The organism is Lactococcus sp. LG1267 (genome assembly GCF_017309545.1).
GTDB classification, from domain to species: Bacteria; Bacillota; Bacilli; order Lactobacillales; family Streptococcaceae; genus Lactococcus; species Lactococcus petauri.
In genome coordinates this window covers 912,020-927,686 of sequence record NZ_CP071295.1, presented here as the reverse complement: position 1 = coordinate 927,686, position 15,667 = coordinate 912,020, and the positions used below count along the sequence as shown (strand labels likewise).

The following is a 15,667-nucleotide window of genomic DNA, read 5'->3' as shown; positions in this document are numbered from 1 at the left end:
AATCTTCCTCTTTTCTAATCTTCGTTTATTTTTTCGATTGTTACTTTTTCAAAGCATTCTTTTAAGAAGCTTTCACTCGGCATGTCTTCTGAGAAGACCTTAGCTGTACCACAGGCAACACCTTGTTTAAAGGCTGCTAAAGTATCCTGGCTGCGGCTCCATTCCGCAAGGAAACCTGCAACTGTTGAATCTCCTGCACCGATAGAGTTTTTCAACTCTCCTTTGATTGGAGCGGCAAAATAAGTTTCCTTACCTGTGAAGAGTAAAGCACCATCACCTGCCATAGAAATCATGACATTTTGTGCCCCTTCTGCTAAAAGTTTTTGACCATAAGGGATAATATCTTCTTTGGATTTAAACTTAACAGAATAGATTTCTTCCAATTCTTCACGATTAGGTTTGATGATGAGTGGCTCATGTTTCAATGTTTTCAGCAACTTTTGTCCGTCAACATCAATAGCAAACTGTGCGCCTCTGGCTTTTACTTTCTCAATCAAGACTTCATAGAAGTCTTCTCCTAAAGCTTTAGGGATAGTACCAGCAAAAACAACAATGTCATCACTTTGCAAGGCGTCAAATTTACTTAGGAAGGCCTGAATTTCAGCATCTGTTAAGTCTGGTCCAGCAGCATCAAAGGAGGTTTCCTCTTGCGCATTGACTTTGATTTTTGTATTAATGCGTGTTGTTCCTGCAATTGGAGTGAAATCGGATTGGCTTCCGATATTTTCAAGATAATCTTGAATAAATTTCCCAGGGAAACCACCAAGAAAACCAAGGGCCGTATTTTCTACCTTTAAAAGGGACATCATGCGACTTTCAACAATTCCTTTACCACCAGGAAGCATACGCGTTTCTGTCGCTCGGTTGACTTGTCCAAGTTTAGCCTGATCAAAATCCATGAAATAATCTAATGCTGGATTTAGTGTTACTGTGTATATCATAATTTCTCCGTTATAAGTTTTATTTGGTCACTTTCTGCAAACTTAACAAAGCTTGTTTGACCGATTTTACTACTGTCCAGGAGGAGATAGCTTGTCCGGCTTTGACGAATGGCCTGTGACTTAATCGCTGCTTCTTCACTGTCCGGTGTCATAGCCCCCAGCTCTTCATCAAAAGCATTGGCTCCGATAAAAGCAAGATTAAAACGGTAAGTACTAAGTTGAGCTATGGCCGAACTGCCAATGATGGCATCAGTTTGACGTTTCACTCGACCACCAAGCAAATAAACGATGAGGTTTTCACTGGTTAATTTTGGTAAATGGCTAATCGAATTAGTCACGATAGTGACACGCTTGCCCGACTGATTAAGCAAATGGCAAAGTGGCGCAACTGTAGTTCCAGCATCCAAGTAAATAATGTCGCCTTCTTTTATCTTTTCAAAAGCTATAGTTGCGATTTTTTCTTTTTCTTGAACGTTTTTGGAAGATTTCTCAAAGATAGATAACTCTTCTGAAAGATCTTGTTGGAGTTCTGCGCCTCCATGAACACGACGTAAGGCATTTTCTTCTTCAAGCTCATTGAGATCTCTCCTTAAAGTCGAGACAGAAGCTTGAGTTATTGTTGAAAGTTCTTCTAAAGTCGCTGTTCTTTGCTCTTTGAGCAAGCTCATTATTTTTTCCTTGCGTTCCGTCGCGAGCATATGACCCTCCTCCTGAATTCGTTTACATTTATATTATACACCATTTTCTTTCAAAGTCAATCAAAAACTTCCAAAAACTACAAAAAAAGAAAAAATTTATATAGATTTCCTTCATGTACTATCCTTAAATAAAAAAAGAGCCAGGAATTACGCTTCCTTTGCTCTTTAGAGAACCTAGCCTGTTTGCATTTTTTGCTGTTCTATGTCAGTAACTTTTTTACTTGGCTTTTCTAAAAACCTTTGCATCTTATCTTCATCAAAACCGATTTGAAGTTGTTTTTCATCCAACATAAGTGGAACTTTCAATAGAGTAGCATTTTCTTCTAACAGCTCCATAAAATCTTCTAACTTCAAGTCATTGAAATTAAGGTTCAAACGTGTGTAAGCCCGTGTTTCTGTTGCGATAATCTCTTCAACGCCATGTTCAGTTAAAGAAACAATTCGGAGAATTTCCTCAGTCGAAACCAGTTCTTTGAGAAGATCAACTTCGACAAACTTGACTTTATGGGCATAGAGCCAGCTCTCTACTGCTTTCGTCTCCTGATTAGAGGAGATGGTATAAATCTTAAGCATGCCAACCTCCTTTCTATCACATCCAGGTTCTCTTTCCTATTTTCATTATCCTATTTTATAATATTGAAAACAAATAAAATGGTTTTCACAAAAACAAAAAAAGTCGAGAAACAAAGTCTCGAACTTTTTTATTTTATGAACTCACTTTTTATTTAACTTCTTCAAAGTCGCCATCAACAGTATTGTCATCTTTAGGACCTTCTTCTGATCCAGCTTCTTGACCTTCTGCTGCTGCTTGTTCAGCACTTGCTTGTTCGTAAAGTTTTACTGCAAGGTTTTGAGCGATTTCGCTAAGTGCTTCTGATTTAGCTTTGATATCGGCAATATCTTCACCTTCAAGAGCTTTTTTCAACTCTTCTTTAGCATCTTCTGCTTTTTTAACTTCTGCTTCGTCAACTTTACCTTTAAGTTCTTTGATTGTTTTTTCAGTTTGGAAAACAAGAGCATCCGCTTCGTTACGTGTATCTACTTCTTCTTTACGTTTTGCGTCAGCATCAGCATTTGCTTCAGCATCTTTCATCATTTTATCGATTTCTTCGTCAGAAAGACCTGAGTTAGATTTGATAACGATTGTTTGTTCTTTTTGCGTACCCAAATCTTTTGCTTTAACAGATACGATACCGTTTTTGTCGATGTCGAATGTGACTTCGATTTGTGGTACACCACGTGGTGCGGCAGGAATATCTGTCAATTGGAAGCGACCCAATGATTTGTTATCTGCTGCCATTGGACGTTCACCTTGAAGGACGTGGATATCTACTGCTGGTTGATTATCTGCTGCAGTTGAGAAGACTTGTGATTTAGATGTTGGAATTGTTGTATTACGTTCGATAAGTTTTGTAAATACAGAACCCATTGTTTCAATACCAAGTGAAAGTGGAGTTACGTCAAGAAGGACAACGTCTTTAACGTCACCAGTGATGACACCACCTTGGATTGCTGCACCCATAGCAACAACTTCGTCTGGGTTAACAGATTTGTTTGGTGTTTTACCTGTTTCTTTTTGAACAAGATCAACAACTGCTGGGATACGAGTTGAACCACCAACAAGAAGAACTTCATCGATATCAGAAGTTGAAAGACCAGCATCAGAAAGGGCTTGACGTACAGGTTCGCGTGTTGCTTCAACCAATGAAGCAGTCAATTCGTCAAATTTAGCACGTGTAAGTGTCATTTCCAAGTGAAGTGGACCAGCAGCGCCAGCTGTGATGAACGGCAATGAAATTTGAGTAGAAGTTACACCTGAAAGGTCTTTTTTCGCTTTTTCAGCTGCATCTTTCAAACGTTGAAGGGCCATTTTATCTTGTGAAAGGTCAATGCCGTTTTCTTTCTTGAATTCTGCGACCATGTAATCAATGATAGCTTGGTCAAAGTCATCACCACCAAGTTTGTTGTTACCTGCTGTTGACAATACATCGAAGACACCATCACCTAGTTCAAGGATTGAAACGTCAAATGTACCACCACCAAGGTCAAAGACAAGAATTTTTTCATCTTTGTCTTGTTTGTCCATACCGTAAGCAAGAGCTGCTGCTGTTGGTTCGTTAACGATACGTTCTACTTCAAGACCAGCGATTTTACCAGCATCTTTTGTTGCTTGACGTTGTGCATCGTTGAAGTATGCTGGGACTGTAATAACTGCTTTTTCAACTTTTTCGCCCAAGTATGCTTCAGCTGTTGCTTTCAAGTTTTGAAGAATCATTGCTGAAATTTCTTGAGGTGTGTACTCTTTACCACCGGCAGAAACTTTTTCACTTGTACCCATTTTAGATTTGATTGAGATGATTGTATCTGGGTTTGTTACGGCTTGGCGTTTTGCAGCATCACCAACTTGAATTTCACCATTTTTAAAAGCGACAACAGATGGTGTTGTACGATTTCCTTCTGGATTTGGAATAATTTTTGCTTCAGTTCCTTCGAGAACTGCTACTGCTGAGTTTGTTGTACCAAGGTCAATACCAATAATTTTAGACATATGCTTTACCTCTTTTTTTATTTTATTGTTTTTATCTATTCTTATAGTTTAAGGACATTTCGGTCACTTCTTGTTTCTTATTGTGCAACAACGACCATTGCTGGACGAAGGATACGATCATGGATTTGGTAGCCTTTTTGGAAGACTTGAACGACATGATCTGCAGGATGCTCATCATCAGCTGGGACAGTTTGCACAGCCATATGGAAGTTTGGATCAAAGGCTCCGTCTGCTTTGACTTCTGTAACGCCTTCTTCTTTAAGTGCGTTGATCAAGCTTTCTCGCGTCATTTCTAAACCTTTTTTGACATCTTCTGTTAATCCTTCAACAGCAAGTGCACGCTCCAAGTTATCTAAGCTTGGCAAAATCTTTTTCGCCAAATCTTGTGAGCGATATTTCAAGATACTAGAACGTTCTTCGTTGGCACGGCGTTGAATATTTTGGATTTCTGCGCTAATACGGAGAAATTTATTTTCCCATTCTTCAGCCTTTGCTACAGCTGCATCAAGCTCAGAAACTTCTTCTTCGACGATATCTTCAAGTGCTTCTTCAGTAAGCTCTTCGACAACTTCTTCTTCCTGATCTTTTTTCTTTAATTCTTCTTTATTTTCTTCAGCCATATTGTTTCCTTTTCTTTTAAATAATTTCATATATTAACTTATCTCATAATGGTTACCATCAAGGTAACGATAATAGTCCATGAGTTTCATACTTAAGACTTTCGCAAGTAAGTCCAGTGTACTCAAGGTTTTCTGATAATCTTGTTCTACAGGACCAATGACTGTCAGCGTTCCTAAACCACGATATGGAATAACAAACTTTTGACTGATCAACGTTAGGTTAGCAAAATAAGACATATTGTCAATGACAACCGAACGCATCTCATCTGTACTTGTTAATTCTCGTATTTCTTGAGCCATACGTGTATCATCGCTTAAAATTTTATAAAGCTCAGAAAGATTGTCTGTGGCAAAATCAAAGACATATTCACGTCCGCTACTTGTCAAATGCTCTGTGAACAAATCTGCAAAGACGGATTCAAAGAGCTCCAAGACATCACCAGTTGTTTTAAAGTACCGCTGTACTATCTGTGGGATATCCGTCCTCAACGCATAATGCACATCAAGAACTTTCTTACCTACTAAACGTTCTTTAATCAACCGTGTAAAGACTTGCAAGTCATGTTCACTCATACTTTTGGGGAGTACAAACTGATTTGTCCGAAGTTCGCCTGTCGCTAAGGTCATCACTGTCAACATCGAGTGATTATCTAAAGTGACAAGTTCAAAGGACTGTAAGACTTGCTCTTTCTGAGGAACATTAAGTACGAAAGAAGTTAAGCCGGTCAATCTTGAGAGAACTTCACTTGCTCTTTCAAATAAATCCGATAAGCGATAAAACTCACCATCAAAGGATTTCATAATTTGAAAAAGATCATTTTGTGTAAATTCTTCCAAGCGCAATACATTTTCTACAAAGTATTTGTAACCTGAAATACTAGGAACACGCCCACTTGACGTATGTTCTTTTTGAATGAGTCCAAGATTTTCCAAGGCTTTCATATCATTTCTGATTGTCGCACTTGATGCTTTAATCTGTTCCAATAAAGCTTTAGAACCAACGGGTGTGTGCTCTTTCGCGTAAAGTGAGACAATCAAATCCAAAATCTGTTGTTGCCGTTCTGTAATCATCTTTGTCTCCTTTCTTCGCTTTTAGCACTCACCATCCTCAAGTGCTAACAATATTATTATAACCCTTATCTCCTATCTTGTCAAGCAAAAAAACCAAAAATTAGCACTCTTTTTTATAGAGTGCTAATTTTTGGTTTTTTAAATAAATCCTACTTCTTTAGCAATGAAACGGATGCTAAAGAGACTAACAAGCATGACAGCTAGTGGAAATAATAGCGCTAGATTTTGCTGATGCATGAGATATTGATAGCCCCAATCAACAATTACCAGCACAGCCGCTATCTCTAAAATCCATAGTCCCACATTGAAAAAGCGGAGTATGAGTAAGATGAGAAGGAAAACCAAGAGTATTTCTATTATATTTTGCCATTGGGCTACTGGAGCCAGAGTTTTATTGATAAATCCCGTTATTGTGCGGCTTGTATTTTGAAAAACCGTCGTAAAGGTATTGGGTGATGCTAAAAGCCGTTGTGCAATAATCATTAAAGTATAGAGAAATAAGGCAATATTAGCATATAAAATCAAGTAGGCTTTATTCAACATTGTTGTGCGACTCCTTTTAACGCCCTTTATTTTACTGGGGCAATAACTTCAAATATTCTTCAAGTGTAAGGTTGTGTTTTGTCATATATTTGGCATTATCCACACCTACATAACGAAAATGCCAATCCTCATAATCCACACCAGTGGATGCTTTCCCACCTTCCGGGAAACGTAGTACAAAACCGTACTCAGGCGCAATTTTCTTCACTTGTGCGACTACATCTTCAGGGCTTTGGTTCAAAGCATCTACTGTCGACATATCAACAGCTAAGCCTGTTTGGTGCTCTGAGCTACCTGCAGGCTGTGAATAAGTCTTAACATTAGTTTCAGCTTGCTCACGAGATATAGGTTGCCCTGTGTTATTGACTGATCCTGCAGCACCAACCATTTCATTTTCCACATAAGTATTGAAGAGTTGTTCTTGATAAGCCACTGAGCGATATGCCGAAATCAAGTGTTCTGAGGGATCAATAGCCTGCGCTGCTGCTAAAAATTTAACAAGAGCATCTGCGATACGTTGATCAACCTGCACAGTGCCAACAGTTGTAAGCTCTGGGGAGAGTTCCTCTTTTGGATTTTCCCTGTTTACCAGAACAAGATTCCAGTCAGAACGATGAGCTTCCGGTAAATCAGTTGCCTTACTTTCAGCTGGCGAACTTGAAGATGAAGTTTGTCTTGGTTCAGCCGTTTTTTTCGTGACTTGTGTCTTGAGTTTACTTACAGCAAATACACATAGTCCAATGAAGACCAAGAGAATAATGAAACTTCCGATTACTCTACTTTTTTTGAGTTTTCTTTTTTTAGTTCTTCTTTGCATTTTTTATGATTTCTGCTCCAAGTTTGCGATACTCCATCGATCCGATATCTCCTACTTCAAATTTTCCATTTTCAAAAGTCAGATGTGTCACGGAACCATTATCCAAATTATGCGGACGTTCTTTATCTGGACGAAGCATTTTGATATAGCTTGCAATCGTCATCCCATGACTAACTATGACGATATTTTTCGCTCCCGCTGCTTCTGCTTCAGTTGCCATATCAGAAAAGCCATTCATAATACGTCCAGAGAGTTCTTCCCAAGTTTCCGCCCATCCTGCAGTATCGACTTCATAAATAGCACGCGCTAGTTCTTCATCTGAAGGGAACTTCCCTGTCTCTTGCATACCTTTTTCAGCAAAGATAATAGGAAGAACCCCATCAAAGAGTTCGCCATCATATCCCCCATCAAAAGAACCAAAACACCATTCACGAATACGCTTGTCCATCTTATAAGGAATATCTTTATTCTCGGAGTATTCCAAGATAAAGCCCATCGTTTGTATTGTTCTGCCAGAGTCAGAAGAATAAGCACGATCAAACTTCAACCCTTTAGCTTTGAAGCCCAGCCCCAACTCCATAGCTCCACGTTCACCTTCAGCAGTGAGCGGTGTGTCCGACCAACCTTGGGCTCTGCCGATTGTATTAAACATTGTTTTTCCGTGTCTTACCAAATAAATCTCAACCATGAACTCACCTTATCTTCTATTATATATATATCTTTAATTATACTTTATTTCAAAGCAATTGAACAGAGAAAAAAACCTCTTCTTATATAAGAGATTTTCTATCTATAGGCTATTTTTAGCTAAATTTTTTGATTTTTTCTTGAATCTCACGTGCTGAGTCTTTCAATTTATCCGCTTCTTCTTTGCTGATGCTTTCGATAAATCCAGGATAAGCTTGTGCACCATCGCGTCCAACAAGTGCTGGTGTTGACAAATACGCATCAAGTTCAGCATCGTAATGCGAGCAGACCACAGCTGCTTTGGCATCAGATAAAATGAGATTCATTAGACTCACTGAAGCTGCAGCAATAGCAAAGTTCGTATAGCCCTTTCCTTCATATACGACAAAACCGCCATGGCGTGCTGAATCTTCGATTTTTTCAAGGTCAAAATTGTTTGTCACTGCTGTTTTTTCAAATGGTACGCCACCAATATTTACTGTTGACCACGCTGCAAATTGCGAATCACCATGTTCACCAAGCATATAGCCGCTCACACTTCTCGCATCTACACCTGCTTCTTCAGCAATATAACGGTGTAAACGAGCCGAATCTAAATATGTTCCCGTTCCAAAAACTTGGTTTTTGGGAAGGTTAAGAGCTTGTGAATAAAGCTGTGCAATCACATCATTAGGGTTGGTTACGATTAAGAAAACACCATTAAAGCCTGAAGCATTAATTTCATCTGCTACTGCTTTGACCATGGGTGTATTAATTTTCAACTCTTGGAAACGATCTTGGGCATCAAGAGCTTTGATATGGCCCAAAGCAGAAATAACGACTTCTGCATCAGAAAGGTCTGGATAATCGCCGACAGTAATCTTTGTATGACTATTGAGTAGGCTAGCTGCATCAAGCATGTCAAAAGCTTCCGCTTTAGATTTTGCAGTATTTTTATCAATAAGGACTAATTCATCAACATAGCCTGCTTGAACAATCATTTGAGCAATCATTGCTCCGACATTCCCTAACCCAATTATACCTACTTTACGCATCTGAATCTCCTTTAAATTTTAGAGGATTTCTCCTCATTGTTTGTTTCATTGTATCAAAAAAAATCCCTTTTTTCAGAGATTTTTTCTTTTATTTACCAAAGATTTGTTTTAGCCAACTGGCTTTCTTGAGGATTCCGAGAAGGAGTACAGAGGTCCCTATTCCTGTAACTACTCCTCCTGTCCCAGCTGCATGCACAGCTATGGCATGTTTACGCGTTACAGCATCCTTATCCGCATCATCAAGTGAATTGATAGAGGTATGTTGTGACATCAGTGGGATATTTGCTTCCCCCCAGGTATAAGGAAGTTCTCCTTTGGTAGAAACTTGAGTAGTTGTATTCTTATTTTCTATTTCTTGTGGCTTTATAGTTTCTGCTGGGGTAACTTCTGTTGTATCCTTTTTATCTTGATTATGTGCTTCCAGATTTTTAAGAGGTTGATCTCTTTCTGTATCCGACTCCGGGTTCTGTACCTCTACTTTTTCTGGTGTTGTGAGTGAAATTGAAGGTAAACTATTATCCGGCTGCTCTGGTACAATTGGAGGTGCTGTAGGTGTAATCGGCACAGGTTCGCCTACAGGTACCAAAGGAAGAGTATTATCCGGAATTATGGGGACTGTTGGTGTGATAGGAACAGGTTCACCTATGGTTACTGGCGGAAGTGTAATATCTGGTGTTTCTGGAACGATCGGAGGCATTGTCGGCGTAATAGGCTGAGGGTTTTCAGGTGTTGTCGATCCACCGCCTGTATTTGCTTCCTCGGTTAACGAATTATTGGCACTTTTGTCCTGCAGTTCTTCAGCTTGGACACGTGAAACTGATGCAGAATAAGCTTGGCTCGGGTTCAGAATGATTGTTTGCCCTAATACTATGGTGGTTGCTAAAATTATACAATATCTTTTCTTTCTCATTCGCTTTTTGCCTCCTTTCTCATTATTTCTACTATACACCTTGTTTGAACGTATGCTGGGTTGCTATCGCTTCTTGCGCTCGACGGATACTTGGCTCAGCCAGTAAACTTTGCTCAACACGAGAATTTTTTATTTCTAGCTCTAATAGTTCAACTGCTTCATGCAAAGTTTGAACATCTTCTACACTTAAGACCTCAATAATATAGTTCAAGCTCTTGACATTCAGATACTTTTCAGGGAGTTCAGTACTTATTAATGTCTCAGATCCCAACGATCCCTCTAGACTATCAATCAGACATTGACTTTTTTGATTGTATTTAGGAAAAAGTTGCTTAACAAGAGCTTTTCGCCCAATGGGAAGTGTGTTACTTCCAAATATCTTTTTGAAAATATCATTTAGAAAAATTCCCAGAGCCCATAAGGCAAAGCTCAACATAAACGTGATTAAGAAGGTTTCTAAAGCGGAACGATCCAGTTGCCCATGACCATGTATAAAAGAAAAATCGTTTATAATATAAAAAGCTAAAATAAGGACAGGAAAGCTGAACGCAAGTAAAGACGAGCGGTAATTAATTTTGTACTGAATTTCTTGACGAAATTCGATCTTTATAACTTCAAGTTGATGGAGTTTGTCTTCTATTGTTTCGACTATTTCCATCAGTTCTTGGCAATGATCCAATGCCACACTTTCCTCCTTTCCCATAATTCCCTCTCTCTTCTCAATACTACATTTCTAAATTGTTCCAAAAATCCATCATCCGTAACTATTTATTCATCAAACAGTAAAAAAAGACTTATTATTTACATTTTAACATTTTAATTTGCTGTTTTTTGTTACATTTATATTAAATAACAAAAAAACATCCTAAGGATGTTTTTTATTCTTTTATTAATTGTGTTTCGATACATTCAATCGGTTAATCGCGCGATGAAGTGCTACTTCGGCACGTTTAGCTTCATCAGTCTTATGTGCCGCTTTAGCTTCTTCAAGCTCTTTTTCAGCACGAAGTTTTGCACGTTCGGCACGTGGAACATCGATATCACGATTACGCTCAGCAGAGTCTGCGATCACTGTAATCATACTATCCTTCACTTCAATAATACCGCCATTAACAGCAATATAATCAACGTGCTTCACATCATCAGGACGGCGCACCTTAAGTTCACTGATTTGTAAACCAGCGATTGTGGAAATCATGTTGGGTAAAATCCCCATATCTCCACCAATCGTATGCGCAAGAATGTAGGTTGCATGGTGATCATAAACGACACCCGCAGGAGTGATGACTTGAATAGCCATGACATTTTCACTCATTTCAGCAACCTCCTATCTTAATAACCCATTTTTTTAGCTTTTTCAAGAACGTCTTCGATTGGACCTACACCACGGAAAGCATCTTCTGGAATTGAATCGTATTTACCGTCAAGAATCGCTTTGAAATCTTCAACAGTTTTTTCAATTGGTACATATGATCCTGGTACACCAGTAAATGTTTCGGCAACGTTAAAGTTTTGTGAGAGGAAGAATTGGATACGACGTGCACGGTTAACCAATACTTTTTCATCATCAGACAATTCATCCATACCAAGAATAGCAATGATATCTTGTAATTCTTTATAACGTTGGAGCACACGTTGTACTTCCATAGCTACTGCATAGTGTTCTTCACCAACAATTTCAGGTGTAAGCGCACGTGATGAAGAAGCCAATGGATCAACGGCTGGGTAGATACCCATTTGTGTCAAACGACGTTCCAAGTTTGTTGTTGCATCCAAGTGAGCGAAGGCTGTTGCTGGCGCAGGGTCAGTATAGTCATCGGCTGGGACATAAATCGCTTGGATAGAAGTTACAGAACCTTGTTTTGTTGAAGTGATACGTTCTTGAAGTTGACCCATTTCAGTTGCAAGCGTAGGTTGGTAACCAACGGCTGATGGCATACGTCCTAAGAGGGCAGATACTTCTGAACCGGCTTGGGTGAAACGGAAGATATTATCAATGAAAAGCAAAACGTCTTGTTTTTCTACATCACGGAAATATTCAGCAATTGTCAAACCAGTAAGAGCAACACGCATACGTGCTCCAGGTGGCTCATTCATTTGACCGAAGACCATGGCTGTTTTTTCAATAACGCCTGATTCTTTCATTTCCCAGTAAAGGTCATTCCCTTCACGAGTACGTTCCCCAACACCAGTAAATACGGAAATACCACCGTGTTCTTGGGCAATATTGTGAATCAATTCTTGGATAAGAACGGTTTTACCAACTCCGGCCCCCCCGAACAAGCCAATCTTACCACCTTTAAGGTATGGGGCAAGTAAGTCAATAACTTTAATCCCTGTAACAAGAATTTCATTTGCTGTTGAAAGTTCATCAAAAGATGGCGCTTTTTTATGGATAGGACTGCGTTCTGCATTTTCAGCAAACGCTTCGCCACCATCGATAGCATCTCCAAGTACATTGAAGACACGTCCAAGTGTTTCTTGACCGACAGGTACGCTGATTGCTTTACCTGTATCGAGAACTTCAAGTCCACGTGTTAAGCCATCAGTTGATTCCATAGCGATGGTACGTACGGCACCATCACCAAGTTCCAACGCCACTTCAAGGACGATTTTAGTTTTAACGCCGTCTACATCTTTATAAACGATGAGTGCGTTATTAATCTCAGGAAGAGTCGCGCCTGACGCAAATTCAACGTCGACAACGGGACCAATGACCTGAGTAATTTTACCAGAACTCAATATTTTTCCTCCTAGTTTATTTTTCTGTCTTTAATTCTTTAAGAAAGGTTACCACATGCTTAAAGCGCTGAGGCTCCTGCAACAATTTCCGTAATTTCTTGTGTAATTGCTGCTTGACGCGCGCGGTTATATTGTATTGTCAGATCGTTAATCACTGTTTTAGCATTATCTGTAGCTGTACGCATTGCGGACATACCAGCAGCATGTTCAGCTGTTTTAGCATCAACAATCGCACCATAGATCATGCTTTCAGCATATTGAGGTAAAAGTTGATCTAAAATAGCTTCGCGGCTTGGTTCCAGTTCGAAACTCACCAATGATACTGGTGCTTCATCTTCTGGTTCCTCTGATTCATCAAATGTAATCGGAAGCATTTTTTGCATGCGTGCTTCACTTGTCAATGAATTGATATGGTGATTGTAGCAAACATAGAGTTGATCAAACTCTTCATTTTGATAGCGAGATACAGCTTGACGTACAATTTCACGAACTTCTTCAAAACTTGGTTGGTCAGTCAAACCACGTAATTCGTAAGATAATTCTACGTTACGAGAGCGGAAAAAATCTGCTCCTGTTCCACCTAAAGCAAGAATACAATATTCTTCTGGTCCCTGGTGTTTTTCACGTAATTTATTCATGACTGACTTCAAGATATTAGAGTTGTAACCTCCTACAAGGCCACGATCTGAAGTGATAACTAAATATCCTGTTTTCTTAACGGGACGTTTAGTCATCATCGGATTTTTAGAAGGGCCACGATCTGCAGCAACCAAGTCGGTTGTCACTTGACGCACCTTATCTGCATAAACCTGATAAGTTTTCGCAATCTTTTCTGATTTTTGCAATTTCGCTGCAGATACCATTTGCATGGCACCAGTGATATGACTTGTTTTTTCGGTTGAAGCAATTTTTGATTTAATTTCGCTAAGTGAAGCGCCCATAATGAACCTCCTTATTTAACGTAATTTGTAGTTTTCTTGAAGGCTTTGATTGCATCGTCAAGTTTTGCTTCATCTGGCAAATCTTTAGTATCTGTAATGACTTGTAAAAGTTCAGCATAGTTGACATCGAAGAAATCAAACATTTTTTCTTCAAAATCGAGAATATCTTCTACGGGAACATCATCAAGATGGCCATGTGTCAATGCATAAAGAATAAGAACTTGTTTTTCAACAGCCAATGGTTTGTGTAACGGCTGTTTCAAGACTTCAACTGTACGACGACCACGGTTCAATTTAGCTTGTGTTGCTTCATCAAGGTCAGAACCGAACTGTGTAAATGCTTCAAGTTCACGGAATGATGCCAAGTCCAAACGGAGTGTTCCGGCAACTTTTTTCATTGCCTTGATTTGAGCGGCACCACCAACACGTGATACAGAAGATCCGGCATCGATGGCTGGACGAATACCTGAATAGAAAAGGTCGTTTTCGAGGAAGATTTGTCCATCTGTGATTGAGATAACGTTTGTAGCGATGTAGGCAGAGATATCTCCGGCTTGTGTCTCAATGAAAGGCAAGGCTGTCATTGAACCACCACCTAAGTCATCGCTCAATTGTGCCGCACGTTCCAAAAGACGTGAGTGGAGGTAGAATACATCCCCTGGGTAAGCTTCACGACCTGGTGGACGACGGAGCAAGAGTGAAAGTTCACGGTAAGCCACGGCTTGTTTAGATAAATCATCATAAACAACCAGAACGTGTTTACCATTGTACATGAATTCCTCACCCATAGCTGCACCCGCATAAGGTGCAATATAAAGTAATGGTGAAGGTTGTGATGCTGAAGCTGTTACAACGATTGTATAATCCATTGCTCCAAGTTTACGGAGTGCTTCAACTTGTGTACGAACTGTCGATTCTTTTTGACCAATGGCAACGTAAATACAGATAATGTCTTTACCTTTTTGGTTAAGAATTGCATCGATAGCTACAGATGTTTTACCTGTTTGACGGTCACCGATAATCAACTCACGTTGACCACGACCGATTGGTACAAGTGCATCAATAGCTTTAAGTCCAGTTTGGAGTGGTTCTGAAACAGATTTACGTTGCATAACACCTGAAGCTGGAGCCTCAACAGGACGTGTTTTACCTGTATTGATATCGCCTAAGCCATCAACGGGTTGTCCAAGTGCATTTACAACACGGCCGATGAGTTCTTCACCGACTTGAATTTCCATGATTTTACCTGTACGTTTTACTGTATCTCCTTCGCGGATGCTAAGGAAATCACCAAGTACGATAATACCAACGTCTGTACTGTCTAAGTTTTGCGCCATACCATATACGCCGTTGTCAAACTCGACAAGCTCACCGCTCATCGCATTTTCAAGGCCGTAAGCACGGGCGATACCGTCACCAACATAAGTGACGACACCAGTTTCAGCAACTTCAAAATCTGGTGTAAAATTTTCAATTTGTTGTTTAATCAGTGAGCTGATTTCATTCGCTTTGATTGCCAAATGTATTTTGCTCCTTTCTGAGTTTTCATGTTAAATGGCTGAGAATTTTTTCTCAAAGGAGATTCTTAGAGAATCTCTTTGGCAATTTTTGCCAATTGTGATTTGACAGAAGCATCAATGATTTTTCCACGTGAATTTACAATAAATCCACCGACAATCTTTTCATCTACTGTGTTCACGATTGTTACTTCGTTCAAATCAAATTTCGATTTAGCGAGAGCAACAAATTTTTCGATTTGTGTTTCGGTTAATTTCACGCTTGAAATGACCTCTACATCAGCAATTCTAAACATATCATCTGCTGTATTTTTAATTTCAGCAAGAATTTCTGCTAAATCAGCTAATCGTCCGTTTGCACGAACAGTATCAAGGAAATTTTTCATCAAAGGTGATGAATTTTCTTTGATACTGTCAATAACTTCTGATTTTGCTGCTGTAGAATATACTTCCGTTCCGAAGAAAGAAGCAAGATCATCTTCTTTAAAAAGTTGTGTCAGTTCGTTAACCTCAGAAAGAATAACTTCTAATTGAGATTGTTCCTCTGCAACTTCAAGCAAGGCTTTACTGTATTTTTGAGAATTGACTGTTGTCATTT

At 39.3% G+C, this 15,667-nt stretch carries 17 protein-coding genes; all 17 read right to left on the bottom strand.

Annotated features, from left to right (window positions below):
* Window positions 1-14: 14 nt before the first annotated feature.
* The gene (pfkB, locus tag J0J33_RS04610) at window positions 15-941 is read right to left on the bottom strand and encodes a 1-phosphofructokinase (RefSeq protein WP_165719430.1); all 927 of its coding nucleotides are present in this window, start codon (window positions 939-941) and stop codon (window positions 15-17) included.
* A complete protein-coding gene (locus J0J33_RS04605) occupies window positions 938-1,639 on the bottom strand; it encodes a DeoR/GlpR family DNA-binding transcription regulator (protein ID WP_019292081.1) in 702 nt (233 codons plus the stop codon). Before J0J33_RS04605 ends, pfkB begins: the two co-directional genes overlap by 4 nt.
* A gap of 174 nt (window positions 1,640-1,813) precedes the next feature.
* Window positions 1,814-2,212, bottom strand: a complete 399-nt coding sequence (locus J0J33_RS04600) for a Spx/MgsR family RNA polymerase-binding regulatory protein (RefSeq protein WP_019292082.1) — start codon at window positions 2,210-2,212, stop codon at window positions 1,814-1,816.
* 148 nt (window positions 2,213-2,360) lie between these two features.
* Window positions 2,361-4,187, bottom strand: coding sequence for a molecular chaperone DnaK (gene dnaK / locus J0J33_RS04595; RefSeq protein WP_206921809.1), 1,827 nt, complete (start codon window positions 4,185-4,187; stop codon window positions 2,361-2,363).
* 77 nt (window positions 4,188-4,264) lie between these two features.
* Entirely contained in the window at window positions 4,265-4,807 is a 543-nt protein-coding gene (grpE, locus tag J0J33_RS04590) for a nucleotide exchange factor GrpE (RefSeq protein ID WP_019292084.1), read from the bottom strand.
* 33 nt (window positions 4,808-4,840) lie between these two features.
* On the bottom strand, window positions 4,841-5,878 hold the full coding sequence (gene hrcA, locus J0J33_RS04585) for a heat-inducible transcriptional repressor HrcA (RefSeq protein WP_017368864.1): 1,038 nt from the start codon (window positions 5,876-5,878) through the stop codon (window positions 4,841-4,843).
* Between the two features lie 138 nt (window positions 5,879-6,016).
* On the bottom strand, window positions 6,017-6,421 hold the full coding sequence (locus tag J0J33_RS04580; protein ID WP_019293617.1) for a hypothetical protein: 405 nt from the start codon (window positions 6,419-6,421) through the stop codon (window positions 6,017-6,019).
* Window positions 6,422-6,452: 31 nt separating this feature from the next.
* Complete coding sequence (locus J0J33_RS04575; RefSeq protein ID WP_086582292.1) at window positions 6,453-7,238, bottom strand: M15 family metallopeptidase; 786 nt, start codon at window positions 7,236-7,238, stop codon at window positions 6,453-6,455.
* Window positions 7,222-7,926 (bottom strand): histidine phosphatase family protein, encoded by a 705-nt coding sequence (locus J0J33_RS04570; protein ID WP_019293619.1) that lies wholly within the window; start codon window positions 7,924-7,926, stop codon window positions 7,222-7,224. The genes J0J33_RS04575 and J0J33_RS04570 overlap by 17 nt, the downstream gene beginning before the upstream one ends.
* A gap of 115 nt (window positions 7,927-8,041) precedes the next feature.
* Entirely contained in the window at window positions 8,042-8,959 is a 918-nt protein-coding gene (locus tag J0J33_RS04565; protein WP_061413582.1) for a saccharopine dehydrogenase NADP-binding domain-containing protein, read from the bottom strand.
* A gap of 88 nt (window positions 8,960-9,047) precedes the next feature.
* Window positions 9,048-9,869 carry a hypothetical protein gene (locus J0J33_RS04560; RefSeq protein ID WP_198494897.1) on the bottom strand — a complete coding sequence of 274 codons (822 nt, stop codon included), beginning with the start codon at window positions 9,867-9,869 and terminating at the stop codon, window positions 9,048-9,050.
* Window positions 9,870-9,900: 31 nt separating this feature from the next.
* A complete protein-coding gene (locus J0J33_RS04555) occupies window positions 9,901-10,572 on the bottom strand; it encodes a hypothetical protein (protein WP_206921808.1) in 672 nt (223 codons plus the stop codon).
* 186 nt (window positions 10,573-10,758) lie between these two features.
* Window positions 10,759-11,184, bottom strand: coding sequence for a F0F1 ATP synthase subunit epsilon (locus tag J0J33_RS04550; protein WP_019292091.1), 426 nt, complete (start codon window positions 11,182-11,184; stop codon window positions 10,759-10,761).
* 17 nt (window positions 11,185-11,201) lie between these two features.
* On the bottom strand, window positions 11,202-12,611 hold the full coding sequence (atpD, locus tag J0J33_RS04545; protein WP_004259151.1) for a F0F1 ATP synthase subunit beta: 1,410 nt from the start codon (window positions 12,609-12,611) through the stop codon (window positions 11,202-11,204).
* A gap of 59 nt (window positions 12,612-12,670) precedes the next feature.
* Window positions 12,671-13,552, bottom strand: a complete 882-nt coding sequence (locus J0J33_RS04540) for a F0F1 ATP synthase subunit gamma (protein WP_061413587.1) — start codon at window positions 13,550-13,552, stop codon at window positions 12,671-12,673.
* An 11-nt stretch (window positions 13,553-13,563) separates the two neighbouring features.
* Window positions 13,564-15,072, bottom strand: a complete 1,509-nt coding sequence (atpA, locus tag J0J33_RS04535; RefSeq protein ID WP_004259170.1) for a F0F1 ATP synthase subunit alpha — start codon at window positions 15,070-15,072, stop codon at window positions 13,564-13,566.
* 65 nt (window positions 15,073-15,137) lie between these two features.
* Window positions 15,138-15,665: a F0F1 ATP synthase subunit delta gene (locus J0J33_RS04530; RefSeq protein ID WP_019292093.1), complete on the bottom strand. Its 528-nt coding sequence runs from the start codon at window positions 15,663-15,665 to the stop codon at window positions 15,138-15,140.
* Window positions 15,666-15,667: the final 2 nt, after the last annotated feature.

Excerpts from the sequence above, each read along its gene's own strand:
- pfkB (WP_165719430.1), bottom strand. The coding sequence starts at position 941 with ATGATATACACAGTAACACTAAATCCAGCATTAGATTATTTCATGGAT.
- J0J33_RS04605 (WP_019292081.1), bottom strand. The coding sequence starts at position 1,639 with ATGCTCGCGACGGAACGCAAGGAAAAAATAATGAGCTTGCTCAAAGAG.
- J0J33_RS04600 (WP_019292082.1), bottom strand. The coding sequence starts at position 2,212 with ATGCTTAAGATTTATACCATCTCCTCTAATCAGGAGACGAAAGCAGTA.
- dnaK (WP_206921809.1), bottom strand. The coding sequence starts at position 4,187 with ATGTCTAAAATTATTGGTATTGACCTTGGTACAACAAACTCAGCAGTA.
- grpE (WP_019292084.1), bottom strand. The coding sequence starts at position 4,807 with ATGGCTGAAGAAAATAAAGAAGAATTAAAGAAAAAAGATCAGGAAGAA.
- hrcA (WP_017368864.1), bottom strand. The coding sequence starts at position 5,878 with ATGATTACAGAACGGCAACAACAGATTTTGGATTTGATTGTCTCACTT.
- J0J33_RS04580 (WP_019293617.1), bottom strand. The coding sequence starts at position 6,421 with ATGTTGAATAAAGCCTACTTGATTTTATATGCTAATATTGCCTTATTT.
- J0J33_RS04575 (WP_086582292.1), bottom strand. The coding sequence starts at position 7,238 with ATGCAAAGAAGAACTAAAAAAAGAAAACTCAAAAAAAGTAGAGTAATC.
- J0J33_RS04570 (WP_019293619.1), bottom strand. The coding sequence starts at position 7,926 with ATGGTTGAGATTTATTTGGTAAGACACGGAAAAACAATGTTTAATACA.
- J0J33_RS04565 (WP_061413582.1), bottom strand. The coding sequence starts at position 8,959 with ATGCGTAAAGTAGGTATAATTGGGTTAGGGAATGTCGGAGCAATGATT.
- J0J33_RS04560 (WP_198494897.1), bottom strand. The coding sequence starts at position 9,869 with ATGAGAAAGAAAAGATATTGTATAATTTTAGCAACCACCATAGTATTA.
- J0J33_RS04555 (WP_206921808.1), bottom strand. The coding sequence starts at position 10,572 with ATGGGAAAGGAGGAAAGTGTGGCATTGGATCATTGCCAAGAACTGATG.
- J0J33_RS04550 (WP_019292091.1), bottom strand. The coding sequence starts at position 11,184 with ATGAGTGAAAATGTCATGGCTATTCAAGTCATCACTCCTGCGGGTGTC.
- J0J33_RS04540 (WP_061413587.1), bottom strand. The coding sequence starts at position 13,552 with ATGGGCGCTTCACTTAGCGAAATTAAATCAAAAATTGCTTCAACCGAA.
- J0J33_RS04530 (WP_019292093.1), bottom strand. The coding sequence starts at position 15,665 with ATGACAACAGTCAATTCTCAAAAATACAGTAAAGCCTTGCTTGAAGTT.